Genomic DNA, 25,904 nt, shown 5'->3' with positions numbered 1-25,904 from the left:
TTCCCCGACCGATGAGATTGAATGAGAATAGAGCATGACACAGTTTAATTTACACAACCTGCTCACGCCAACAACTAAAGTTTCATAGACATTAAAATGCTTCTTCCTTGTAACTCATACATAGTAGACTCTATTAAGACCATCTTAGTACTTATTCCACTCATGCACAGGTTTCTATCCTATGATTATCAAACAGCCTCTGGCCTTGAGAATCTATATATTCAGTATGTACATATACATATACATCTGCATTCTCCAAATCCACTTCTTTCAACTCTGATAAAGAATATTCAAGTTCAATAGAGGCATGCATTTTCTCCGTTATCACAACCGGATTAAATGACTTACAACTATATGCATGATTCACTTTCGTAAACTCATTTAGTAACTTAGGATGGTAAAGATTAATATGGCTATTGATTATTACTGCATTTTGCCAGTTCTTATTTACATAGGTAACCACAATACGTATCATATCATCCCTGATTATTCCATCACAAGCAATCAATGCTATTTTTGTTTTCTTTTCTATATATTTACGATAAAATGGGATTCCAGCAACAATTGCTGATATGACTATAGACAAAATAGAAATTACTAAAGATGCTATTTCCATACAAATTCTTTTTCTAATTCTTCATTCCATTTCTATAATATTTAAAGTTCTCCATGTTTCACTATTCTTATAACGTTCTTTACATCCTTTAGGTACATATATAACAAGTTCACCATTTGTCCTATAAAAAGTTCTCTTTTCAATAAAAGGAGGCTCCTCTCTATTTATATATATTTTCGTAAGATTTGTACAACCGGTAAAAGCATTGTCGCCAATACCAGCAATACTTTTGGGCAAAAGCATAGAAGTCAAACTAGTACATTCCCAAAATGCATTATCATCTATAAAAGTAATATTATCTGAAAAATTAATATCAGTCAAACTATTACATCCCCAAAATCCTGCCTCTCCTAACATTGTAATGGAATTCGGCATATTAATAACCCTCAAATTTTGACAAGAATAAAAAGCAAATGGACTTATAGTCTGAATACCATCAGGTATAGTTATTTCATCTTTTAATCTTGGACATGCTATTAATTCAGACACACTTTTATCATATAGCACACCATCTATTGACGTAAAACAAGCACTATTTACATCTACATCAATAAATGATAATCCAGATAGAAATTTAAATATCCCATACGGTATAGTGACTGTTTCTGATGGAATATTTAATTTCTCTTGATAAATACAATCATAAAAAGCATATTCATTTATTTCTTTTACTGTATTAGGTATATTAATAATTTTCTTTCCTGCGGCAGGATAATAGATTAAGGTTTCCTGCTTTTTATCACACAGCATACCATCTATCGAAGCATACCAACGATTCTCTGAATCAACATTGATTGAAACCAATTTATAACAGCGATTGAATGCCAATTTATCAATAAAAGAAACGTTCCTAGGTATATTTACAGAAATCAAACCGCATGCGCTAAAAGATTCCCAACCAATACTTCTACAGTCATCTGGAATGGAAATATTTTCTAATTTTTCTGAAAAGAAAAATGCTTGAGCTTCTATTTTCTTTGTATTAAAAGGTAAATATATAGAAATGAGATTAGTGTGAGAAAAACAACCTCCAGGAATTATATTATCTATATTTACACTACTACCATATTGAGAATAATTTGTTCCACCCGAACAGATAGTAGCTTGAGCAATATCCAATTCTCTTAATTGCCCTAATGTTGGATTTCCGTAATAATCTATTCCAGCCATCTCGCGAATAAGACGCAAATCAGTACCATTTATAAAACCACTTATCTCCAGATGAGTTATTAAGTTCGCCTCCACATTTAATAATTTCTTTAGTGTACCTGCTTTTTCAACATACACCTTAACATGTTTTTCTTCTATTTGTTTTGCTTCTTGAATAATCCGAATAGTATCAGCTAAAGTACTCTCTATAGAAGTAAAAACAATGTTCCCAACTCTAGATTTTACTTCTGAATTTTCTTCAATATGAAAAAAGAGCCTATCTTGTTTAAAACTTTTAGTTACTACATTTTGCACTAACTTTATCCATTGAGAGTTTTCTTCATCAATATGTATATTATAATTGACATTAGTTTCTACTGATATTTCTATAGTCTCTCCTTTTGCTGTAATATCGTATTCCTTTTGCGACAACAATATCGCATCTTTCTGCACCTGGACAATCTTCAACGTATCTGCCACAGATTTATCATTCCTATCATAATAGATAATTTCGGCCTCCCTCTTGTCATAAGTTTCATTCGAGGCAATCGTATAATAAAGCGTATGGCTGGAAACACTTCTCGTTACGGTTGTGGTAATCCAATCTACCTGCGGCATTTTCACATCAAAGTCAAAATTGCTATTCAGTTCTACGGTAATTTGTTCTCCTTTATCAGAAACGGTATATTCATTCTTAGTCAACAATAAAATGCCTCCTCCTGTCTGATACACCTTCAAGACTTCCTCCAATTCACCGCTTCGGAAGATGATTTCTCCTTCGCGCTTGTCATATTCCTCGCTCTTGCTGATGTAAAACTTCCGCATAGTTCTATCCATGTCAGTTCTTGTAGCAGATTCGTGCATTTGATTATGTCCTTTGTCGCCCATAATTATTTGCCCGGAGCCAGAACCTTCACGTATCCAGCTTTGATATTGCTCTGGAATAACAACTTCATAAGTAACATTTGCCTTTACCTCCACCTGGATTTCTCCTCCGTTCTTATCTACTTCAAACTTTGCAGTAGTCAGAGTGATGGCATCTTTCTGTTTCTGCGTTACTACGATACTCTTAGTCAAATCACCGGCTGCCAAGTTCAATACCACGTTACGGTCATCGACTCCTTCATTTCTTATTACTTTAACTAAGACTTGGTTTTCTCCGGCTTTTCCCTTATTGGGGAACACCGTACACCAGCTGACATCACCGCCTGACTGTGAAACATTTATCGACCAATCTTTATTGGTTGTAAAAGAAAGAATCGCTTCGCCACTATCCGAAGTGAAATCCAAGCTTTTAGTAAAGTAAATCTCACTATCAGGGTTAGGGATAATCTCTGCCGGAGCATCATCATCCGAACAACTGCTCAAAGCGGTCAACAGGCACAAGACTGCCATTGAGTACAACAAACGCACATAGATGGAACTTTTAGAATTCACTTTAAATAGAATCATAACCAGATAGTATTAGTCCTCGCGTTCCTCCGAGAATATAAAAAAAGACAGCGTGGAACTGCGTGCTATTCATCGTCTTTGAAGGTCCTAGGAAAACCCGATACACAAATGAACAAACAGCAGACCCACGCCGAAACCAGCGTAGGAATCGTCTGTACCATTCTTGTGTATCTTGAAAATTTCCTAGGTTCTCAAAGACAAGAATGAAGCACAACGCTTCTTACAATATCATTTCACAAAACATTGAAGCTAAGGACACTTCCTTGCTTCGATGGCAAATTTAACGATAAAGAATGAAAACAAGAAAAAGATTGGAAAGTATTTTTAAGGCTGATACCTACAGAAGATAAATATGATTTTGTCATTCTGACACTTTGTATTTTCTATCGCACGAGAATCCCGTATTTCCGACCGATTATCCACACAGAAAGAAATACGAGAGCGAAAATCCATAAGTGTCAAGTTATAAGCATTATACCAAAACGAACGTCCTTCCAATAAATCGAAATCACACCTCCGAAAGCCCTGATACACCGAAAATGCAAAAGCAAAAGAACGTTTTACTAAAACAGAGTAACCGTTTTACTAAAACGCAATACCCCTTTTAGTAAAAAGCAATCACCCTTTTAGCTTAAAGGTGTAGCCAATTTCTGCATAAAAGCCCTACAAAAGCGGAAGAATATGCAAGAAGAACGCATCTTTATGACCCCAATATCCACAATATATCCTAAATTCGTCCTTCTGCCCAACCATGTGCGGCGGAGAAATCTACAGAAACATTACTTTTTGTCAAAAATATAAGGATATTACTGCCTTTCAGCACCTTTTATAACAACCCATGCAGTTCCCACGCCCACACATGCCGTATTCCTTCATTGGATGGCAGACAGAAATCATCAAGCGAAACAACCAGTTTCTCATAATTATCTTGTATCGACTCCAACGAAGCATACTCACGACGCATCGTCTGCTCGTCAACCAACATATAAGTGGATTGCAGATAAACCGTGCGGTCGCCTTTCCGTGCCACGAAATCCACTTCCTTCTCTTTGGCACATCCGGTATAGACATCATAGCCTGCCCTGAGTAACTCCAGATAGACAAGATTCTCCAGTTTATAACCCACACCATAGGCTGTTCCGGGATAGAGGAAATTCTTAAAGGCAAGGTCGTTGATGTAATATTTCGCCGTACCGGACAGTATTTCCTTTCCGCGCAAGTCAAAGCGTTCACAACGATACGCCAAGAACGAGTCTTCGATATAGCCTATGTAGGCAGCCACAGCATCATAGCTCGTCTTCCGGCCCTGGCTCTTGAAATAGTTCACGATGTTGCCGATGGACACTAAATTAGAGGCATTGCCTACAAGAAACGCAAAAAGGTCCTCAAGCAGTCGGGGGTCACGTATGCTGTAGCGTTGGATGATGTCCTTCAGCAAGATGGTGTCCTTCAAGGCAGACAAGTAATTGCGCTGCACCTCCTGCTTTTCGGGCAAGACAAAAAGTTCCGGGATTCCGCCCGTATTCATATAGCCCATATAGCTCTCACGGTTCTGTTCCAGATGCCTTATCTCTGTATACTCCTGATAGCTGAAGGGATATATCGGAAATTGGACGTATCGCCCGGAAAGCAGCGTGGCAAGCTCACCGGACAGCATCCGTGAGTTGGAGCCACTGATAAAGAGCTCGTACTCCTCGGTATAGTCCTGCGAATAAGAATTGACCGACTTTTCCCATTCTTCGATGAGCTGCACTTCGTCGATGAAAATATATATCCTTCCCTGAGGGTGCAGTTCGCTTTTATAAAGCGCCACCAACTCTTCCAAATCCTTGTGAATCTTCAAGAAAGCAAAGTCGCTCAGTTCCCGGTTGATGAACAAGGTGTTCTGCGGAGGGACACCGTTTCTTATCAGTTCCCTTGCTATCTGTCTCAACACATAACTTTTTCCGGTACGCCGCTGACCGATAAGCACCTTTACAAGACGATTACCTACGTAGTCCATGATTCTGCCGGTATAAGCTACCCGCATGAAACCGAAGTCAAAATCTCCTTCTGTCCAGAGATTGTACTTCCTAAGTATATCCATTCTTTCGTCCATAACCTAAACTTTAGTTGCAAAGATAACAATTTTCGGTTATAAACGGACATTTCCATCAATTCTTTCGTCCATAACCTAAAAAGTTTGCAAAAAAGGCAAGAATTTCGATTATAAACGAAAGATTCATTTAGACAAGCAAGGAGGATACTTCCTTTCCGCATCCCCCTTTATCGGCCGGATATTCCCTCTATAGAATCATCATTATTGCATCTATACTTCCACCGCGCTGCATCTATACTTCCACCGTGCTGCATCTATAGATGCAGCAAATCCCTTAACCTATCCTAATAATGCTGCTTATTGTCACCTATTTAGAAGCGAAATCATTATATTTGCGCCCATATATGCCAATACGTTGACTAAGCGATGGCAAAACAGCTTGTAAAAAACAAAACTGAATAATAACGAATTTCATCCGAATGAAACAGTACAAAACCGTAAACAACCTTGTAGGCTGGATTACCTTCCTCATTGCAGCGACGGTCTACTGCATGACCATCGAACCTACTGCAAGCTTTTGGGACTGCCCGGAGTTCATCACCACCGGCTATAAGCTGGAAGTAGGACACCCGCCCGGCGCACCGTTCTTCATGCTGGTAGCCAACCTATTCTCACAATTTGCTTCCGATGCCTCCACCGTTGCCAAGATGGTGAACTACATGAGCGCGCTGATGAGCGGCGCATGTATCCTGTTCCTTTTCTGGAGCATCACGCACCTGGTACGCAAACTTGTGGTGACAGACGAAAACAATATCACACGCGGACAGATGGTCACCATCATGGGTAGCGGTCTGGTGGGCGCACTTGCCTACACGTTCAGCGATACCTTCTGGTTCAGCGCTGTGGAAGGCGAGGTGTATGCCTTCTCCTCACTGTTCACTGCCGTCGTATTCTGGCTCATACTGAAATGGGAGGACGTTGCCAACGAGCCTCACAGTGACCGCTGGCTGATTCTTATCGCCTACCTGACCGGTCTGAGTATCGGCGTGCACTTGCTGAACCTGCTCTGCCTGCCCGCCATCGTACTGGTGTATTACTACAAGAAGGTGCCCAATGCCAACGCAAAAGGTTCCCTGCTGGCATTGCTCGCTTCGGGCATACTGGTAGCAGCCGTACTCTACGGCATCGTGCCGGGTATCGTGAAAGTGGGCGGCTGGTTCGAACTGCTCTTCGTCAACACGCTGGGCATGTCCTTCAACACGGGTGTCATCGTATATATCATCCTGTTGGCAGCCTGCCTCATCTGGGGTATCTACGAAAGCTATACCGAACGCAACAAGGCACGTATGGCACTCTCGTTCATACTCACTATCGCCATGCTGGGTATCCCGTTCTACGGACACGGTACCAGCTCGGTAGTTATCGGTGTCATTGTCATTGCCGCATTGTGGCTCTACCTCCGTCCGAAGACGCAGGCAGCCGTCAAAGAGAAATTCCGCGTATCGGCACGCACGCTGAACACCTCGCTGCTCTGCACCATGATGATTGTCATCGGATATTCCTCGTATGCACTTATCGTCATCCGCTCCACCGCCAACACGCCGATGGACCAGAACTCTCCGGAGGACATCTTCACACTGGGCGAATACCTGGGACGCGAGCAGTATGGCACACGCCCGTTGTTCTATGGCCCTGCCTTCTCCTCGCAAGTGGCGCTGGACGTGAAAGACGGTTACTGCGAACCGCGCATCAAGTACAACGGCACGAAGTTCATCCGCAAGGAGAAAGCTACACCCGACGAAAAGGATTCGTACATCGAAATCCCCGGACGCATTGAGTACGAATACGCCCAGAACATGCTGTTCCCGCGTATGTACAGCAGTGCCCATACACAACAATACCATGCCTGGCAGGACATCAAGGGTTACGATGTGCCCTATGACAAATGCGGCAACATGATTATGGTAAACATGCCCACACAGTGGGAAAACATCAAGTTCTTCTTCTCCTACCAGCTCAACTGGATGTACTGGCGCTACTTCATGTGGAACTTCGCCGGACGCCAGAACGACATACAAGGCAGCGGAGAAATTGAACACGGCAACTGGATTACCGGTATCCCGTTCATCGACAACTGGCTGGTGGGCGACCAGAGCCTCTTGCCTCAGGAACTGAAAGACAACAAGGGACACAACGTATTCTACTGCCTGCCCCTGCTGCTGGGTATCATCGGCCTGCTATGGCAAGCCTACCGTGGACAGAAAGGCATCCAGCAATTCTGGGTGGTCTTCTTCCTCTTCTTCATGACCGGTATTGCCATCGTGCTCTACCTGAACCAGACTCCGAGCCAACCGCGCGAACGTGACTATGCCTACGCCGGTTCGTTCTACGCCTTCGCCATCTGGATTGGTATGGGTGTGGCAGGACTCGTCCGTCTGCTTCAAGACTATGCCAAGATGAAGGAACTGCCTGCTGCCGCCATCGTTTCCGTAGCCTGCCTCTTTGTCCCCGTGCAGATGGCAAGCCAGACTTGGGACGACCACGACCGCAGCGACCGCTACATGGCACGCGACTTCGGCCAGAACTACCTGATGTCCCTGCAAGAAAGCGGCAATCCGATTATCTATACCAACGGTGACAACGATACCTTCCCCCTCTGGTACAACCAGGAGACCGAAGGTTTCCGTACCGACGCCCGCACCTGCAACCTCTCGTACCTGCAGACCGATTGGTACATCGACCAGATGAAGCGCCCCGCCTACGACAGTCCTTCTCTCCCCATCACGTGGGACCGAATGGAGTACGTAGAAGGCACCAACGAATACGTCCCCATCCAGCCTGAGTACAAGAAAAGCATCGACCAGCTCTATGCCGAAGCCGAGAAGCAGGCACTGGACGGTAATCCCGAAGCACTGGTCAATGTAAAGAAAGAATTCGGTGACAACCCGTATGAGCTAAAGAATATCCTCAAGAACTGGGTGCGCAACAAGAATCAGGACTTGAAGGTGATTCCTACCGACAGCATTGTCATCAAGGTAGACAAGGAAGCCGTGCGCCGCAGCGGCATGATGATACCGGGCGACTCAATCCCCGACTACATGCACATTTCGCTGAAAGGCAAACGCGCCCTCTACAAGAGCGAGTTGATGATGCTCGAAATGCTGAGCGAGGCCAACTGGGAACGCCCCATCTATATCGCTGTCAGCGTAGGCAGGGAGAACCAGCTGAACATGGAGAACCACTTCGTTCAGGAAGGTCTTGCCTATCGTTTCACTCCGTTCGACACCAGTAAGACGGGCGTGACAATAGACTCCGAAAAGATGTACGACAACCTGATGAACAAGTTCAAGTTCGGTGGCATCGACAAGCCGGGCATCTATATCGACGAGAACGCCATGCGCATGTGTCACTCTCACCGTCGCATCTTCTCCCAACTCGTGCAGCAGCTGATGCGTGAGGGCAAGAAAGACAAGGCAAAAGCCGCCCTGGACTATGCCGAAAAGATGATTCCCGCCTACAACGTGCCTTACGACTGGCAGAACGGTGCCGTACAGATGGCGGAAGCCTACTACCAACTGGGCGAAACCGCCAAGGCGGACGAGATGATGAAAGCCCTTGCTGACAAGGCTGTAGAGTACCTGACCTGGTATCTGAGCCTGGACGACAACCGCTTCATGATTTCTACCCGTGAATTTGAATACCACTGGGCTGTACTCGATGCCGAGGTGAAGGCCATGAAGAAGTACAACTCCAAGCTCGCCGAAATCTACGAGCCGAAGGTGGAAGAACTGTATAATATGTATGTGGACAGAATGAAGGAGTGAGAATAAGGATTAGGGATTAAAGGATTAGGGATTAGCCTGTGCAGTTCATCACTAATCATTAACCCCTAATCCTTAACCCCTAATCCTTAAAATCCCTAATCCTTAAAATCCCTAATCCCTTAATCCTTAATCACGTGTTTATAGAACAACCTCCTGAGTTTTTTCGCAAACTATATCCCGGTGCAGTCTGGAGGATGGACCCCAATGAAAAAGCCGTTTATCTGACTTTCGACGATGGCCCTATCCCCGAAGTAACTCCCTGGGTGCTCGACCTGCTGGATAAGCACAACATCAAAGCCACCTTCTTCATGGTAGGTGACAACATACGGAAGCATCCGGACGAATTCCGGATGGTCGTTGAGCGTGGGCACCGCATCGGTAACCACACCTTCAACCATATCCGTGGATTTGAATACACGGCCAAGAATTATCTGGGAAATACCGAACAGGCGAAGATTTTCATGGAAATGGGTGGGGACATCAATTGCAATGTGGAGAAGGTTCTCTACCCTCTCTTGTTCCGCCCTCCCCACGGCCATATGTTCGCCAACCAGTATCTCACGCTGAAACGAACCTACAAGATTGTGATGTGGGACCTCGTGACCCGCGACTACAGCAAGAAGCTGCGCGGTCCGCAAGTGCTAGCCAACGTGATGCGCTACGCCCGCAACGGCTCCATCATCACCTTCCACGATTCCTTGAAATCCTGGTGCAACGGAAACCTGCAGTACGCATTGCCGCGCGCCATTGACTTCCTGAAGGAAGAGGGATATGAATTCAAAGTATTATAAACTTGAAACAGCAGAAAGTTACCAACATCTGCTGTCACAATAAATTCCACATAAAATAAGAAGGGGTTGTCTCGGCAAAAGGCAACCCCTTACATTTTATAGGCTCATGTCCTGTTCCACAAGAATAAACAGATGTTTTATAATTACCAAGTAAATGTACATCTGTATTCATCCCACTGGTCTTTTACAACCAGTTCCGTAGGATAACTGTCGGAATTCAATGTCCATGTAAAATACATATCGGACACAGAGTCCTCGCCATTGTATGTATAATGCCCTACAAGCGGCAGATGTTTCGTAGCCTTACCAAGCATGCCTCCATAATAGGCATATATCATCTCGTCCATATCCACATCCAGTATTTCATCAAACAACATCAGGCAGCCCTTATTCTCGATAGGAGCTGTTATATTATCCGTCGTATAGTCTATGGCAGCACTATACTCCCACTCGTCATTGCTGTCGATAATTCCGTCACCATTGAGATCCCCACTAGCTACATAACGTGTGGAAGTCTTCACCACATCTCCATCCTTATAGGTGATGTTCGTTATTTCACCATCGCTTTCAGAGCGTTTCATTACAACCAGATGGCCTTCAGTGTCGTATTCCATCTCCCAAGTAAACTCATCGGCATCGGGAGTACCAGCGTGGTCTATTGAGTTGCAAAATTCCACATAACCATCGCTGTTGAGCTGCAAGTTCAGTTCTGTAACATCGCCCTCTTCATCCGTCACGGTGATTCTTGCTCGGTCCTTTGCAACATCTGCCTTTGTAGTAGCGGGAAAGTACTCAAAGACGGCTTTATCCCCATCCTCAGTTGTAATGTTCGTCACCAGCCCTTCTTCATTGTGAGAAATCGCCATGCCCGAAACCGACTTCGGAAGCCCTCCCGTAAACACTTGCGAAGGATTGACCACAGTGGCGGTGTTTTCGCCACCCTCACCATTCTCATTTTCGTCATCGTCACTGCAAGCAGTGAATCCCAAGCACAACGCCACACCCAACATGGAGGCAGCCATCATTTTAAACATTTTCATAAGTTACAAATCTTGTTTTATCCCCATCCCTCTAAGGAAAATCCATAATAACAAAAGTATAAGGAATGCCGTCCGTATCTCACGACAACAAGACTCTGCCATTCAAACCCGGACAGATACTTTTGGCCATTTATCATTCCCAGACAAAGCTTAATATTTTTTGCAAAGTAATAAACTTTTCCTTTCACTCCTTGTCACTGAAAAAGGTGATTTTTCAGCCACATACAGAAAAAATTCAGCATCTCCAATAAAAAGCAAAATGAATAAGACGTATATTTGCAACAACTAAGCACAGATTGAATTCCACTAAAATATACCGATATGAGGGTACGCCATACTAAGCTATTATCACTCCTCTTTTCTTTAACCACTATCCTGCTTCACGCCGGAGAAATACCAACAGACACTCTGTTGGCACACTTCTACAACCGGGCAGCCAATCTCATGGAAGAAGGACACTACGATGAAGCGCAACGTAGCTTCGACAGCGCCTTTGCCACCCGGAACGTAAAGCACTCCTTCATGTATCCCATCTTGCTGAACGAACAAGCCACACTGCTGGTCTATGTGGGAAAGACAGAAGAAGCCTTTGCCATGAAAAAAAATGTGCTCCCCTACCTGCCGCAGATAAATGATTTGGAAAAGCACATCAGCGTATACAACGATTTGGGACTCCTCTACCGTCAGCACCAAATGAATGACTCTACACTCTACTATTACAATAAAGCACTGGACAGTGCCTTGCAATATGGGGACGAAAGCTGGATAGCCCACATCTGCAACAATGTGTCCATCCTATACTTCAATATCAGGCAGCTGGACGAAGCTGAAAAGTATACCGACATGGCCACCGAACATGCCGCCAGAACCGAAGACCCATTCGTAGCTTTCACCACCTGGCAAATCAGGGCAACCATAAAGGCTGAGCTGAACAAGCTGGATGATGCTGAAAAATCCAACCGCAAAGCCTGGAACATTGCCTGCCACGGAGAGGGAAACGAAGACTTATGGAAGATACGCTGCCTGCCCGGCATGCTGAGACTCTTTGAACGAAAAGAACAACCCGATTCCATAGACCACTACTTGAAATTGGGGAACAAACTACTACAACGGGTACCATCCAACTCCATCGCTGCCATAGGATTCATACAATCGAGGGCAGCCACCGAAACAAACCGCAAAAACTATGCCCGCGCCTTGAAGGACTTCCACTGGCTGCGTAACCGGAAAACCGGTACCGAGCCCAAAACATTATTTACACAAATGGCACGATGCTACGATGCCTTGGGAAACCCCAAACTGGCCTACACCTATATGGATAGTGCCCGCATGTGGACTGATACGCTGGCACAGCACAATCTGACGCAACAAATGGCAGAATTCAACGTGAAATATCACACACAAGAAAAGGAATTGGAGATAGCCCACCTGCAACAAGAACAACTGGAACACCAAGCCTTCCTGCTAAAAGCCTCCATTGCTGTAGCCCTTCTGTCCGGTCTTGCTCTCATTACTTTGTTGACGCTCCGCCACAAGAAACGAATAGCCGAAAAGAAGATTGAACTGCTAAAGCAAGAAAACGAACTGAACTCGGCACGCCGTTACATTGAAGGGTTGGAAGAGGAATGCAAATATTTTGCCAAGGAACTGCATGACGGCATAGCCAACGACCTGCTGGGGCTGCAAATGAAGATAGAAACTTCTGCCGGCAAAGGGAATGAGCAGGAACTGGCCTCACTCGTCAGCAAACTGAGAAACAACGTGCGGAATATCTCACACGAACTGATGCCTCCCGAATTCGAGCATCTCAGTCTAGACCAGATACTCGACCGTTATGCTGCCAAACTGACCGAGAACACCGGCATAGAGGTCAGCTATCATCCAACGGAGAACAACGCATCACGCCATCTTCCCAATGAAACCGCTTATGAGCTGTACCGCATCGTACAAGAACTCACCATGAACATCGTGAAACATGCCTCAGCCAGTCATATAGTCATCAGTCTCCGTGCCGACAATGAAAATAAATATACCCTGCAAATTACAGACAACGGTAAGAATGCAAACAAGCAACAAACAGCAACAAACAACAATGACGGCATAGGATTGCGCACCGTAAACGACCGTATCAAAGCCATCAACGCTACCGCCAATGTATGCTCGTCAACAGAAAACAACGTTTTCACCCTACTGCTTAACATAAACGAATGAAACCAAACAAAGAAACATACAGAATACTGGTAATAGATGACCACCCGATTGTTGCTGAAGGCATCATCGCATTGGCCTCGCAACTCGAAGGAGTGACGTGCAAAGGAGCCACTTGTGCAAAAGACGTGGAACAACTGACCCTCAAAGAGAGATTCGACCTTTGCATCATTGACCTTGAACTACCGGATATGAATGGATTCCAACTCATATCCCACCTTCACAGCCAGATACCCGAATGCGGCATTTTAATCTATACCATGCATGAAGAACCTTGGATCATAGCCAAATTATCCACCCTAAACATCAACGGAGCTGTTTCAAAAAATGCCAGCACCAGCGAATTGAGAGACGCCATCAGTACACTGAAAAACGGAACCAGATACTTCAGCAATGTTTTCAGCGAACTGGACAAGGAAAAACAAAACACCCTACCATATGCACTTCCCGAATTGTCGAGACGTGAAAAAGAAGTGCTCGCCTATCTCTCGCAAGGACTGAGCACTTCTGAAATATCCCAATTACTATTTCTCAGCATCAATACAATACAGACTTACCGGAAGCGCCTGATGGAAAAACTGGAGGCCAAAAACGTTGCAGAACTTGTCTACAAGGGGAAGAGCTTATTCTGAGAACATTTGTCATTCGTCCGGACAGTTACAAACCTCCAACTTCTCAATCTTCTCCGTCTGAAAAGGAAGAAAATCAACTTAGCGGATACTCACCGTCATCGGATTGCGCACCTTCTGTGCAAAATCAGCCATGTATCGGTTCCAGGCTTCAGCAGTCTTGATGTCCGCGCGGTCCCAGGCAAAGCCCCAGTAATACACGTAGTCAGCGCCCGGCTCATAGTCGCTGACAACCAGTACATGACCGTCCGCATTGTTACGCATCTTCTTCTCCTCTATGGGGAAAAGCACGGTTTTAGCTTCCTTCACAACGGCAGGGAAAGCGGCCCCCATAAATATCTTACCATTATCCGGTCCGGTAGTGGGGTCTACATACGTCATATAGCCACCGGCGGCATCAGCCACCACAGCACCGTCCGGTTCGTGCAGCACAATACCGGTAACAATGGGCAAAGATTCCTTTAGATTGCTATACGAAACGGCAGTACGGTTCAGATGAGAACCGGCATCCAGCGTAATCAGACGTGTTTCCACCACCGCAGTATCCCCTTTCACAGCCAACGGATTGAACTCCAGCTTCACGGTGAAGCGCAACGGACCGTTGTCCAGCACCTCCTGCGTCTTGTAGCACCACGGATAGATAATGGTATCATTCACCATCAATGCAGACACTCCGGCTCCCAATGTTGGACCTACTGCATAGCAGTCCATGCCATAACCGTGGTCTATATGATAGGAGAATGTGCGTACCAGCTCATCGGCTGCCTTCGGGTCTGTCTTGCGCAATTCATTAACCTGCTTCCAGGAGTCTGCATCCAGTTCCTTGGCATACATGTCTTCCAGTACCGGTGCAGCAGTGCCTCGCTTCGTAAACAAGTCGTAGCCGAAACCGCGTTCACCCCTTGCCTGCAATGCAGGACCGTAGGCACGGAAGCCTACCAAGTCGTTCTCCCAGGCCATGTCGTCCAGACGTTCGGGATACTGCCGCCCACAAGCCCTTACCTCCACATCGACGGGAGTACCGGCCTGGACGGTATATGCAGCCGATGCATTGGCAGCTACCGTCGCAGGGAAGATTAATTTGTCATCGTAGGTCACTTGGTAAGGCACCTGCTCCCCTTCGACATTCAGAACCACAATCTGTGCGGTGTCTGCCAGATTCAGAAGGTTTGAGATTTCGGTCATGGACACCTCTACCATCTCATCGGAACGGTCCATCGCTAACGGATTGGTTACCGTAACAGTCACTATCTTGCTATCGTTGCAAGCAAGACAGCAGAGGGCCGCCATACATAATAAAAGAAAGTTTCTCATATAATCATTGCTTTTTCCTAATCAGTTGTATAACTTTCTTTTAGGCGCGGATTTCGCGGATTATACGGATTTTCCTTATCCTTTCCGCGAAATCCGCGTAATCCGCGCCCAAAAGAAAAAGGTGACAAGTGACATTATCCTGCCACTTTATCACCTTCTCAATTATCCTTAAATTTATTTCGGTTGCTTTCCGATATAAGCCAAGATACCTCCGTCTACATAGAGGATGTGACCGTTTACCGCATTAGAGGCTTCCGATGCCAGGAACACTGCCGGACCGGTAAGTTCTTCCGGAGCCAGCCAGCGGCCTGCCGGAGTCTTGGCGCAGATGAACGAGTCGAACGGGTGACGGCTACCGTCGGCCTGCTTTTCACGCAGCGGAGCAGTCTGCGGGGTAGCGATGTAACCCGGACCGATACCGTTACATTGGATGTTATATTCACCATATTCAGAGCAGATGTTGCGAGTCAGCATCTTCAAGCCACCCTTGGCAGCGGCATAGGCCGACACAGTCTCACGACCCAGTTCGGACATCATAGAGCAGATATTGATAATTTTACCGTGGCCCTTCTTCATCATGGCAGGCAGAACAGCCTTTGATACGATGAACGGAGCATTGAGGTCGATATCGATTACACGACGGAAGTCAGCAGCCTCCATCTCGTGCATAGGAACACGGCGGATGATGCCGGCATTGTTTACGAGGATATCAACAGAGCCTACTTCCTTTTCAATCTGGGCTACCATGGCCTGAACAGCAGGTTCATCTGTCACATCACATACATAACCGCGTGCCTTGATACCCTTTTCAGTATAGGCAGCCAAGCCTTTGTCTACCAACTCCTGGTTGATATCGTTGAAACAGATAGTTGCTCCTTGCTCTGCAAAAGCTGAAGCGATAGCAAAACCGATACCATAAGAAGCACCTGTAACAAGGGCTACTTTACCTTCCAAAGAAAAATTCAAATACGGATTCATAACGTTAAATTATTAAGTTTAAATAAGTGATATTCTATTTATGTACGATTTGCAAGTAGTTTATACTCAATGGAAACTTTATTTTGGGAGAATGCCTTCCCTATAAGGAAATCGCAGCGAATGCTTTTCGTATCGTAGCTTTTCACATCATCGGGATGCTCAGCATAGCGAATTTCATAGTTCGTTTTCATGATTGCACTACATTTAATAGGTTATAACTTCAGCCATCAAATACACATCGTTTGCGTACACGATGCAAATGTAACAAAAGAAAATGGAGAAACCGTATAAATTTGTGTCAATTATATAGCAATATCGTTCAAAGATTCGTAAAAAGAAAAAATCTATACCTATAGTGCCAACAAGAGGGGGAAAGAATAACAAAAAAACCCACTAAAACTTGCGATTTTAGTGGGTTTTTAGCTGCAATTAGCTGCATCGTAGTTGGACTACCAGGATTCGAACCTGGACAAACAGAACCAAAACCTGTTGTGCTACCATTACACCATAGTCCAAACATAGGGCTTTCTGTTAAAAAGCGGTGCAAAGATAAAAGGAAGCCCCGAAATATCCAAATATTTCGGGGCTAATTTTACTGCCGAAGCATTATTTCCTTAATTACTTCTCTTTAGGATACCGCTATTTGGCGATAATCAGATAGTAATTCTTCTTGCCGCGCTGTACCAGCAGGTATTTTTCGTCCAGCAGATCGGCTGTCGTAATCACCTGGTCGAAAGCAGCCAGTTTCTCCTTATTCAGAGAAACGCCACCGCCTTGCACCAGCTTACGCATCTCGCCCTTGGAAGCGAATACAGCAGCATTATCCACGAACAAATCCACCGCCTTCACACCGGCAGCCAGTGCATCACGGGATATTTCGAACTGGGGAACACCCTCGAACACAGCCAGCAGCGTATCTTCGTCCAACTTCTTCAGTGCATCCGAAGTTGCATTGCCAAACAAGATGTTGGATGCATCCACGGCGGCATTGTAGTCCTCTTCGGAGTGAACCATGATAGTCACTTCCTTCGCCAGACACTTCTGAAGGACGCGCAAGTGGGGAGCAGCGTCGTGCTCGGCCGTCAGAGCGTCAATCTCTTCCTTGGACAGTGCGGTGAATATCTTGATGTAGCGTTTGGCATCCTCGTCGCTCACGTTCAGCCAGAACTGGTAGAACTTATATGGAGAAGTGTAGCGCGGGTCGAGCCAGATGTTTCCGGACTCTGTCTTGCCGAACTTACCACCGTCGGCCTTCGTAATCAGCGGGCTGGTCAGTGCAAATACCTCCCCACCGTTCGTACGGCGAATCAGTTCGGCACCGGTGGTGATGTTACCCCACTGGTCGCTGCCACCCATCTGGAGCTTGCAGCCTTTGGTTTCATACAGATGAAGGAAGTCGTACCCCTGCAACAGCTGGTAGGTGAATTCCGTGAAGGAAAGACCGTCACGTGCCTCACCGTTCAGGCGCTTCTTTACAGAATCTTTCGCCATCATATAGTTTACGGTGATGTGCTTACCCACTTCACGGGCAAAATCGAGGAAAGTGAAGTTCTTCATCCAATCGTAGTTGTTCACCAACTCGGCACGGTTGGGGGCATCCGAATCAAAATCCAGGAACTTGGAGAGCTGGGCCTTCATACCGGCCAGGTTGCGCTGCAACGTCTCTTCCGTAAGCAGATTGCGTTCGGCAGACTTTCCGGAAGGGTCACCAATCATACCCGTAGCACCGCCAATCAGTGCCAACGGCTTGTGTCCGCAACGCTGGAAGTGACGCAAAATCATCACACTGCAAAGGTGCCCGATGTGCAAAGAGTCCGCAGTAGGGTCGAAACCAATGTATGCAGTCACTTGTTCCTTAGCCAAAAGTTCTTCCGTACCCGGCATCATATCGTGGAGCATGCCACGCCATCTTAATTCTTCTACAAAATTCATCGAATGATTAAGTTATCTGATTAATTATTTAAGTGATTATCTATGAATTGTTTGATTCCTATTTTAATCTGCGCAAAAATACGACTCTTTATTCGAAGAAACAACTCTTAGGGTTTAAAAAAGACTTTGCAGACATTTCTCCGAAGTGTTTCTCCAAGCTCCTCGGGAGAGATGCCGCGCACTTCGGCAGCGCGTGCATACAATTCCCCGATGGAAACTTCGCTTTCATCCGTTTCGATGAACAGCCGGTCGGCAGGTACCCGGCACAAGGCTGCTTCCTGGTATTTCTCCCCGAATGAAAGATAAAAGCCATGTTTCAGATATTCCTCCGCCAGCGCTGCCTTGCCACGGAAACCATGTATTATCCACGGATTCGACGGGCGCAAGTCCCGCTTCACCTTCAGCAGTTCATCGACCGCCTTCACCAGATGAATCACCAGCGGCTTTCCCACTTCCTCTGCCAAACATGCCTGGCACCTGAACACTTCCACCTGCAAATCCATCGGAGCATCTGCCAGCTTGTCCAGCCCGGCTTCGCCCACGGTAAGTACTTGGGGATGGCGCACTAACTCCTCCAGGCCGCACACCCTGCTAGCCACAGCACCTTCAACTCCTGAGTGTTCACCTCCACTCCAACCTATATGCCAGGGATGTATCCCCACCGAATACCATCCGCCGCTCTGTGGAGAGAACGTTTCGGGATAGCAATTTGCAATGGCAGTTCCGGGTACTTGCGGAAGCCGGTGTGTATGGATGTCAACTGGAATATTCATGGAACGGGATCATATCCGGAACCTCCCCAGGGATGGCAGCGCAGAATGCGCCTGACTGCCAGACAAAACCCCTTGAAAGGTCCGTGTTTCTTGATGGCCTCCACCGCATATTGCGAACAAGTGGGGGTAAAACGGCATGAAGGCCCTATCATGGGCGATATGCACTTCTGATAGAAATAGATGGGAAGCAGCAGCAGATATGAAAGCAGACGCTTCATGACACCTGCGGAGTTTGCTCAGCTTCAGCATTTGCCGCTACCTTCTCGGCAATGCGTGCCAAAGCTGTCTTCATACGGTCCTCAATGACAGAAGAGTCTACCAACTGATCCGAAAGATAGATGAAGGCCACGGCCAGACGGCACTTTTTTTCCGTCAGCACGGCCAGCAGTCCGTGTTTGTTCATGCGGTAGGCTTCACGTATCTGGCGTTTCACGCGGTTGCGCTTCACCGCCCGCTTGAAACGGCGTTTCGAAACACTTACAAGAATGGAAACGGGTGCCTCCAGCTCCTCCACCGGCAGATACACCACACGCAAAGGGAAAACCGAAAACGAGCGTGAGCCGCCCGCAAACATCTTCTCTATCACTTTCTTCTTGTCCAACCGTTCGGACTTACGCAAGGTATTTGGCATGGGGTGATGAGTTATAAGTTATGAGTGATGGGTGATGAGTTATGAGTGATAAGTTATGGGGCGATACAAAAATGAGCTACAAGTACCTGGCAACATAAAAGCACAACCACTTGTAGCTCAATTTTATAAATCCATTGTTATGCCTACAAGCTATAAGCAAATCACTCATAACTTATAACTCATAACTCTTTTTACTTTCCTTTATTATTCTCCTTGATAAACATGTCAAGCGCCGCCGTCATTGAGGGTGCCTGCACGCTGGGAGCTTCCAGGTCAAGACGAAGTCCGGCATCACGGACTGCCTGGGCAGTGGTAGAGCCGAATGTTCCGATCTTGATTTCCTTCTGGTCAAAATCAGGGAAATTCTTCTTCAAGGCACTGATGCCTGCCGGACTGAAGAACACCAGCATGTCATAATCAAAAGCCTCATCTGCAGCAAAGTCATTGCTGACAGTACGGTACATGACAGCTTCCGTGTGCTGAATCTTATTCTTATCCAGCAGATTCTTCACGTCATCATTGTGTACATCCGACATTGGTACCAAGTACTTTTCAGTCTTATGCTTAACAATGGAAGGTATCAAATCGTCAATCTTCCCGGTGTTTCCGAAGAAAATCTTACGCTTACGATACTGCACATACTTTTGGATATACAGAGCAACGGCCTCCGTCACGCAGAAATACTTCATTGTTTCGGGAATTGTCACACGCAATTCTGTACACAAGTGGAAGAAATGATCAATAGCATGACGCGAAGTAAAAATAACGGCAGTATGATCCAAGACCGAAATTTTCTGTTGTCTGAACTCTTTCGCTGAAAGGCTCTCCACTTTGATAAATGGGCGAAAATCTATTTTCACACCATACTTCTCGGCGATGTCGTAGTAAGGAGATTTCTCTGATGCCGGTTTCGGCTGCGACACAAGTACTTTCTTAATTTTCAACGTCCTAAAATTTTATTATCAAATAATCGTTTAGCTGCGTCACGCCTTGATATAACACAAAACAAGGCATGATTTCAAGGGCACAAAAGTACACAATTAAAAGCAAACCGCCATATAAATTGTTACAAAAAAGCTTTAACCACTTGTATAACATCAATATTTTAGCAAAAAAGGCTAAAACCAATCCGATTATTATCGTCAGCTGCAAACTCAAATCAAAATAGACTACGAACAGGGCAAACGGGAAAAGGGCGAATCCCAAGTAATAAAGTAGCGTAGAATAGGACTCAAGCCATAGCGTTGTAACACTTTCGTCAAAAAAAATCCAACCCAGAAAAGAGTAGAGCATCCACTTCAAGCACAAATAGAGGAGACACACACCGATGTAAATCCCCAGCAGAAATCCCGGCGGCACATGGTGTACCAATTCCGGCTGTATATCATTGAAGTAGCTGAAGATACAGACACCCACAAGGATGCAGGTTTGCAGGATGAGCAACAGCAGATAGCGCATATCGGCGGCTGTGGAAGTGGCAAATATGCTGGTACGTTCGCGATGAAGCAGGAAATCCTTCACCAGCTGCAGCAGGAACTTGCGGCTGCGTGACAAGACATAGGCCGACAGAAAGAAACAGCACAAAAGGACCACGGTGATGCCATCGTCCATTCTCGGAGAATATGGAATAGGAATCCCCTCCGTCCCCACTACTGCCCAAGCCATCAACAGCCCTATCATATTGCAGCGAATTTACGGATGGAGGCGTCCCACAAGGGAGTGGTATATATCAGTTCCACGGCTTCCTGCGGTGTCTGCGCCACATGCCAGATGGCACCGTGCTGCACGCGCATGAAGTTTTCGTCCACCGCCTGCCGGAGCATATCGAGCAGAGGGTCGAAATAGTTCTTGACATTCAGTATCACAATCGGGTTCAGATACAGTCCGAGTTGCTTCCAAGTGATGATTTCCAGCAGTTCTTCCAGGGTGCCGCAACCACCGGGCAGGGCGATGACGGCATCGCTCAGGTCGGCCATTGTCTTTTTCCGCTGGTGCATGCTTTCCACTTCCACGAGTTGGGTAAGTCCGGTGTGATGCCATCCCTGCTCCACCATGAAGCGGGGAATGACGCCCGTCACCTCTCCCCCTGCCCGGAGTGCCGCATCGGACACAGCGGACATCAGTCCCATATTTCCCGCACCATTAATCAGGCGAATTTGCCGCTGCCCCAGCAGAGTGCCCAGCTCACGGGCTGCATCGAAATAAACGGAATCTATCTTTGTGCTCGAAGCACAATATACGCATACGGAATTTATCTTGTTCATCATCTTGTTACCTCCTTTTTTAGGTACCGCCACAAAGGTACATGATTTCGGGGAGATTTGAAACAAATTTCTTTCTTCCCACTTACGACGTGGGGATTTTTCATAAATCAATAACGGATTATGTGTGCCGCAGGCACTGATAAGGCACATTAAACAGGGCTACACCCTTTGCCCCGGATAGCTACACCCTTTGGGGTAAATGGCTACACCATGTCAGGGAAAGGGTGTAGCCTTATATAAAAGGTAAAATTCCCTGTTGACATATAGTGATGAAAGCAGGGAATCGTTCACTTTATTGAATCAGAGGACCTTATATATCAATATTCGAGCCAAAAGTAATCCGTCAAGGTCAATCCGATTAATAGGATTATTCCCGCAATAAGCATAGAGACTTGTATTGAAGTAATTTTCAGCAGAAGGGTCCACCGTCGTAAACCTTCCCAGCGCAGCATCATACATGCGTGCCCCATAATCATACAGATTCAACCCCTTCTTGCCATCGTACTCCTTGCCGTTATACTTGTAAGGCTGCACATTGCCTGAGCTTGCAAACACACCACCGAAGGGATAGTAATGGTTCGCTTCCTCAACAGCACCGCTGGAACTGAGGACTACGCGGTTGTTTCCCTGATGGTCCTGCAGGTAATAGTGGTACTTCTTGTCCGAAAGCGTAACATACCCCTCTTCCGTAAGAAGAAGCCTGGCAACACCGTTTTCATAGACCACATTGCCGCAATACACAGTAGGAACCGGATTGCCCGAACCATCTGCCTCCTTATACATCATGCGCCGCTTGATGCCGTCGGCAGTATAGCCATACTGTATGAAACCGCCGGAAGCAAAAGTGACGCCCGTTGGCAAATTTAATACATTATACGTAATATTGCTAATTCCCTTGTTTAAATCTTTGGTCAAATTGCCGTTCGCATCATAAACGTACTCGTTCGCCTGCTTAACACCGTCCTTGAACTCGAAGCCATTGTTGTAAGCAGAAGTCGTAGCGGTATCGTCCACATGATTCAGCAGATTGCCCGTAAGAATGATTAGGGCGTAGACTGATGCGGAGGTCTGCCCGTAGCACTGCGAAGACAGGACATTGTCGTTCTTGTCGTAACCGGTCACCTTTTCTGTATAGCGGCCTGCGCCGTGGGTGAAAGCAGTCAGACGGTTAAGGCCGCCGTATCAGTATTAGAAAGAAAAAAGCTATCCTAACATGCAAGATATAAGATATCTGATGTTAAGATAGCGATAAAATAGTCAATTCATATCAGGTCAAGACGCCCTAATTATCAATACAAAAGAGACTGCGTTTGTTTATGATAAACTGCATTTTTCTTTTGAAGATTTACGGCTATTGACAAGAGAAGCTATTAAATAAAAGATATTAATGATTACATAGCATAGAAAAAACTTCCACACTTTAATCGTTTCTTTTAGCCACTCCTCAACCCATAAGATATCAATTTTATCCCCACATCGATTTTCAATCTCATATTTATAACTAATTTCACAATTAATAATTGCGCATACAATTACTAATGAAAGAATTATTGATGTGGCAACAAACACAATTCTAAGCCATTTCATAATCTATCTTGTTTTATAAACTACACCTCCAGGTTTGGATATTCTCACTAAATGATTCTGCATTGATATTGGAAGAATAAATCTGTTGACAATAGGAATAGTAGTCCATGTTCCAAAATTGCTTGTTTGTTGTAGCCTTGTCTCTTTCAGAGCATTTGACCCGCTTTTATTCAATACATCAGATACCATTGTTGTACAATTATTACTTGTCAGCTTATATTCATCAATAATACGAGCAGAAGAACTGTTATAATAATCACTTTTAGGATTATCTGGCATTGTAGTTGACATATTAAACTTTTCGTCTAAAATATTAGCAACTTTTTCATCTGCCACATCTGTTACTACAAATACAGACATTCCGCCAGCTGCTTTTTTGTCATTGTAAGCTTTTGCTTCATCCCCCATTAACTTTAAAAGAACACCGGAACCGTTTCCTAAAGAATTAGAGCTTCTATCTGGTCCTTTGTTAGTCCCATTGTATCGTCCGTAGCTATAAACAGTCATATTAGATCCTTCACCAACACTAATCCACGTGTGACCAAAGGACTGAGTTTCAGTGTAAACTCTAATACTATCTCCATTCACATCAATATTCCCAACCGGACTATTCGCCCCATACTGATACGGAGACATCGAATAATATTTCTCGGCAAATCTGTCATTCGTCGTAAACCTACCCAATACCGCATCATAATGCCTTGCACCATAATCATACCAGTTCAAACCTTTCTTCGAGTCATACTCCTTGCCGTTATACTTGTAAGGCTGCACATTGCCTGAGCTTGCAAACACACCACCGAAGGGATAGTAATGGTTCGCTTCTTCTACCGTGCCGCTTTGGTTAATCACAACCCGGTTATTTCCCTGATGGTCTTTCAAGTAGTAATGATACTTGCCGTCACTCAGTGTGACATAACCTTCTTCGGTAAGAAGCAACTTCTGAACACCGTTCTCATAGACCACGTTTCCGCAATAGTCCGTCGTGGTGGTGGTGCTGCCTGTCTTATGGACAGTTTTCAGCTTTGTGCCGTCGGCACCATAAGTTTAGGCAATCGTACTACCGTCACTGAACGTGACCATATTGGGCAAATTTAATACATTATAGGTAATTGTACTAATTCCCTTGTTTAAATCTTTAGTTAAATTTCCATTGGAATCGTAGGTGTATTCGTTTGCCTGCTTCACACCATCTTTGAACTGGAAGCCATCATTGTAGGCAGAAGTCGTCACATTCTCGCGGAAACGGTTAGTGTCTGTACCAATGATTGTAGTATTATCATAGGTAGTGTTAGCATTTAAATTAATTTTACCATTAGACCTTCATTACCCCACTTGGCGCCAATATTTCCATTATAGTGAGCACCCTATAAAAAAACAGCGGATATCTACATCCGCTGTAATAAAATTGTTATAGAAATATTATTCAATTATTTGTTCTTTGTTTTAATATAAAATAGAATAAAAGCATTATAAAAACCTCAGAGAGTACACCTGGCAAATATAGAAAACCTATCATTATATCAAAATTAAAACGCCAAAACATAAAGAAAATAGTAGAAAGAGAGACAGCAAGTACCAATTGCAGACAACAATATAATAATGTCGTTTTAAGATTAAGCCTCAATTTCAACAATAATAATAAGAACACAACCGTTCCTAAAACAAATGTTATTGATCCTACAAATAATTCAACTGAAAATAAATCTCCTAAGGATATACTTTGACTTTCCATATCTATTCAATTTTAACTTGTCTCTTTTTAGGATCATAATTTAGTGACTTAAAACTATTTTGATACTCTTTAACTATGCTATTAGGCCTTGAATCTATAATTACTGGTGCCTTATCTTTTACAGATGGATCTTGTTTCAAAACATCAGCTGCAAAAGTTCCACAATTATTATTCCTTAATGAATACTCTTTTCTCTTTGGATTAGAGTTCTCTGCTATTTTTGATTCTGCATAAGTTTTCATTTCTTTAAATTTATCACTTTCAATATATGCTCCTTCTATTCTCCCGCCATGTCCTGCTTGTTCAGATATTACTGATAAGGTTTTATTTAATGATTCCAATGTAGGCTTTTTATCTTGCCCCATTTTTACATCTGGAACAGCGAATGTTCTGACAATTCCTTTCCCCTCTTTATCATATCTGCCATATTCATAATATTTAGTCACTCCTGTTTTATTATCAATTAGCAACACTCCAGCATGACCTAAATTTCCAATCTTACCAATAGGAGTTGATATTTTATAATCGGGGAAAGCAATATAAATACCATCTTTCCCGTTAGGTTCTATACAATTTATAGGATTACTATAACAATAAGTATACAAACTTTCTGAATAATGCTTCTCAGCCAGCGAATCCACCGTCGTAAACCTTCCCAGCGCCGCATCATAATGCCTTGCACCGTAGTCATACAGATTCACCCCCTTCTTACCATCAAACTCCTTACCGTTGTACTTGTAAGGCTGGGTATTGCCTGTATTGGCAAACACCCCTCCGAATGGATAGTAATGGTTCGTCTCCTCTACCGTGCCGCTCTGGTTGATGACTACCCGGTTGTTACCCTGATGGTCTTTCAAGTAATAGTGATACTTGCTGTCACTCAGAGTAACATAACCCTCATCAGTCAGCAGCAACTTCTGAACACCGTTCTCATAGACCACGT

General features: G+C 44.8%; 23 protein-coding genes, 1 tRNA gene and 1 pseudogene. 5 read left to right on the top strand and 20 right to left on the bottom strand.

Features of this window, described 5'->3' with window-relative positions; all coding sequences use genetic code 11:
• Positions 1-160: 160 nt before the first annotated feature.
• The 3 genes from DWY55_RS19945 to DWY55_RS19935 form a co-directional block, all read right to left on the bottom strand.
• Entirely contained in the window at positions 161-616 is a 456-nt protein-coding gene (locus tag DWY55_RS19945; protein ID WP_227239123.1) for a hypothetical protein, read from the bottom strand.
• A 21-nt stretch (positions 617-637) separates the two neighbouring features.
• Positions 638-3,217, bottom strand: a complete 2,580-nt coding sequence (locus tag DWY55_RS19940) for a leucine-rich repeat protein (protein ID WP_120178294.1) — start codon at positions 3,215-3,217, stop codon at positions 638-640.
• Positions 3,218-4,043: 826 nt separating this feature from the next.
• A complete protein-coding gene (locus DWY55_RS19935; protein ID WP_008662391.1) occupies positions 4,044-5,315 on the bottom strand; it encodes an ATP-binding protein in 1,272 nt (423 codons plus the stop codon).
• Positions 5,316-5,734: 419 nt separating this feature from the next.
• Here DWY55_RS19935 and DWY55_RS19930 point away from each other — a divergent pair, with 419 nt between their 5' ends.
• Positions 5,735-9,079 carry a DUF2723 domain-containing protein gene (locus DWY55_RS19930; RefSeq protein ID WP_117878865.1) on the top strand — a complete coding sequence of 1,115 codons (3,345 nt, stop codon included), beginning with the start codon at positions 5,735-5,737 and terminating at the stop codon, positions 9,077-9,079.
• A gap of 134 nt (positions 9,080-9,213) precedes the next feature.
• The gene (locus DWY55_RS19925) at positions 9,214-9,870 is read left to right on the top strand and encodes a polysaccharide deacetylase family protein (RefSeq protein WP_005831030.1); all 657 of its coding nucleotides are present in this window, start codon (positions 9,214-9,216) and stop codon (positions 9,868-9,870) included.
• A 143-nt stretch (positions 9,871-10,013) separates the two neighbouring features.
• On the opposite strand, the gene DWY55_RS19920 is transcribed toward DWY55_RS19925, so the two are convergent.
• Positions 10,014-10,910 carry a DUF4595 domain-containing protein gene (locus DWY55_RS19920; RefSeq protein WP_005831035.1) on the bottom strand — a complete coding sequence of 299 codons (897 nt, stop codon included), beginning with the start codon at positions 10,908-10,910 and terminating at the stop codon, positions 10,014-10,016.
• Positions 10,911-11,231: 321 nt separating this feature from the next.
• On the opposite strand from DWY55_RS19920, the gene DWY55_RS19910 reads away from it, so the two are divergent.
• Positions 11,232-13,121, top strand: coding sequence for an ATP-binding protein (locus tag DWY55_RS19910; RefSeq protein ID WP_120178292.1), 1,890 nt, complete (start codon positions 11,232-11,234; stop codon positions 13,119-13,121).
• Positions 13,118-13,750 carry a response regulator gene (locus DWY55_RS19905; protein WP_025832309.1) on the top strand — a complete coding sequence of 211 codons (633 nt, stop codon included), beginning with the start codon at positions 13,118-13,120 and terminating at the stop codon, positions 13,748-13,750. The genes DWY55_RS19910 and DWY55_RS19905 overlap by 4 nt, the downstream gene beginning before the upstream one ends.
• Before the next feature lie 78 nt (positions 13,751-13,828).
• Here DWY55_RS19905 and DWY55_RS19900 read toward each other — a convergent pair whose 3' ends face one another.
• From DWY55_RS19900 to DWY55_RS19835, 14 genes and pseudogenes are all read right to left on the bottom strand, one after another.
• A complete protein-coding gene (locus tag DWY55_RS19900; protein WP_005838041.1) occupies positions 13,829-15,061 on the bottom strand; it encodes a DUF4861 domain-containing protein in 1,233 nt (410 codons plus the stop codon).
• A 174-nt stretch (positions 15,062-15,235) separates the two neighbouring features.
• The gene (locus tag DWY55_RS19895; RefSeq protein WP_005831048.1) at positions 15,236-16,039 is read right to left on the bottom strand and encodes a gluconate 5-dehydrogenase; all 804 of its coding nucleotides are present in this window, start codon (positions 16,037-16,039) and stop codon (positions 15,236-15,238) included.
• Between the two features lie 56 nt (positions 16,040-16,095).
• Positions 16,096-16,230: pseudogene (locus DWY55_RS19890) on the bottom strand (5-keto-4-deoxyuronate isomerase); the annotation flags it as partial.
• Between the two features lie 253 nt (positions 16,231-16,483).
• Positions 16,484-16,554 (bottom strand) — tRNA-Gln (locus DWY55_RS19885).
• A 124-nt stretch (positions 16,555-16,678) separates the two neighbouring features.
• Positions 16,679-17,971: a tyrosine--tRNA ligase gene (gene tyrS / locus DWY55_RS19880; protein WP_005831052.1), complete on the bottom strand. Its 1,293-nt coding sequence runs from the start codon at positions 17,969-17,971 to the stop codon at positions 16,679-16,681.
• 107 nt (positions 17,972-18,078) lie between these two features.
• Positions 18,079-18,744 carry a TatD family hydrolase gene (locus DWY55_RS19875; protein WP_087333162.1) on the bottom strand — a complete coding sequence of 222 codons (666 nt, stop codon included), beginning with the start codon at positions 18,742-18,744 and terminating at the stop codon, positions 18,079-18,081.
• The gene (yidD, locus tag DWY55_RS19870) at positions 18,741-18,962 is read right to left on the bottom strand and encodes a membrane protein insertion efficiency factor YidD (protein WP_005831056.1); all 222 of its coding nucleotides are present in this window, start codon (positions 18,960-18,962) and stop codon (positions 18,741-18,743) included. The genes DWY55_RS19875 and yidD overlap by 4 nt, the downstream gene beginning before the upstream one ends.
• Positions 18,959-19,375 (bottom strand): ribonuclease P protein component, encoded by a 417-nt coding sequence (rnpA, locus tag DWY55_RS19865; protein ID WP_022400586.1) that lies wholly within the window; start codon positions 19,373-19,375, stop codon positions 18,959-18,961. The genes yidD and rnpA overlap by 4 nt, the downstream gene beginning before the upstream one ends.
• A 191-nt stretch (positions 19,376-19,566) precedes the next feature.
• Positions 19,567-20,319 carry a uroporphyrinogen-III synthase gene (locus DWY55_RS19860; RefSeq protein WP_005834069.1) on the bottom strand — a complete coding sequence of 251 codons (753 nt, stop codon included), beginning with the start codon at positions 20,317-20,319 and terminating at the stop codon, positions 19,567-19,569.
• A gap of 4 nt (positions 20,320-20,323) precedes the next feature.
• A complete protein-coding gene (locus tag DWY55_RS19855) occupies positions 20,324-21,055 on the bottom strand; it encodes a DUF4271 domain-containing protein (RefSeq protein ID WP_087333161.1) in 732 nt (243 codons plus the stop codon).
• Entirely contained in the window at positions 21,052-21,639 is a 588-nt protein-coding gene (locus tag DWY55_RS19850) for a TIGR00730 family Rossman fold protein (protein WP_034532729.1), read from the bottom strand. The genes DWY55_RS19855 and DWY55_RS19850 overlap by 4 nt, the downstream gene beginning before the upstream one ends.
• Positions 21,640-21,939: 300 nt before the next feature.
• Positions 21,940-22,761: an RHS repeat-associated core domain-containing protein gene (locus DWY55_RS19845; protein ID WP_008662365.1), complete on the bottom strand. Its 822-nt coding sequence runs from the start codon at positions 22,759-22,761 to the stop codon at positions 21,940-21,942.
• A gap of 192 nt (positions 22,762-22,953) precedes the next feature.
• Complete coding sequence (locus DWY55_RS19840; RefSeq protein WP_005834063.1) at positions 22,954-23,226, bottom strand: hypothetical protein; 273 nt, start codon at positions 23,224-23,226, stop codon at positions 22,954-22,956.
• A gap of 3 nt (positions 23,227-23,229) precedes the next feature.
• Positions 23,230-24,108: an RHS repeat-associated core domain-containing protein gene (locus DWY55_RS19835; RefSeq protein ID WP_410518133.1), complete on the bottom strand. Its 879-nt coding sequence runs from the start codon at positions 24,106-24,108 to the stop codon at positions 23,230-23,232.
• On the opposite strand from DWY55_RS19835, the gene DWY55_RS22640 reads away from it, so the two are divergent.
• Positions 24,097-24,324, top strand: a complete 228-nt coding sequence (locus DWY55_RS22640) for a hypothetical protein (protein WP_165859530.1) — start codon at positions 24,097-24,099, stop codon at positions 24,322-24,324. The two genes, DWY55_RS19835 and DWY55_RS22640, sit on opposite strands and share 12 nt — an antisense overlap.
• 328 nt (positions 24,325-24,652) lie before the next feature.
• On the opposite strand, the gene DWY55_RS21880 is transcribed toward DWY55_RS22640, so the two are convergent.
• Both DWY55_RS21880 and DWY55_RS19830 read right to left on the bottom strand, forming a co-directional pair.
• Complete coding sequence (locus DWY55_RS21880; RefSeq protein WP_034532644.1) at positions 24,653-24,961, bottom strand: hypothetical protein; 309 nt, start codon at positions 24,959-24,961, stop codon at positions 24,653-24,655.
• 2 nt (positions 24,962-24,963) lie between these two features.
• On the bottom strand, positions 24,964-25,904 hold a 941-nt coding region (locus DWY55_RS19830), incomplete at its 5' end, for an RHS repeat domain-containing protein (RefSeq protein ID WP_233556174.1).

Source organism: Bacteroides sp. AF25-38AC (assembly GCF_003602995.1).
Taxonomy (GTDB): Bacteria; Bacteroidota; Bacteroidia; order Bacteroidales; family Bacteroidaceae; genus Bacteroides; species Bacteroides uniformis.
Note: the sequence above shows the minus strand (reverse complement) of the source record. Positions and strands in the feature narration are given on the sequence as shown.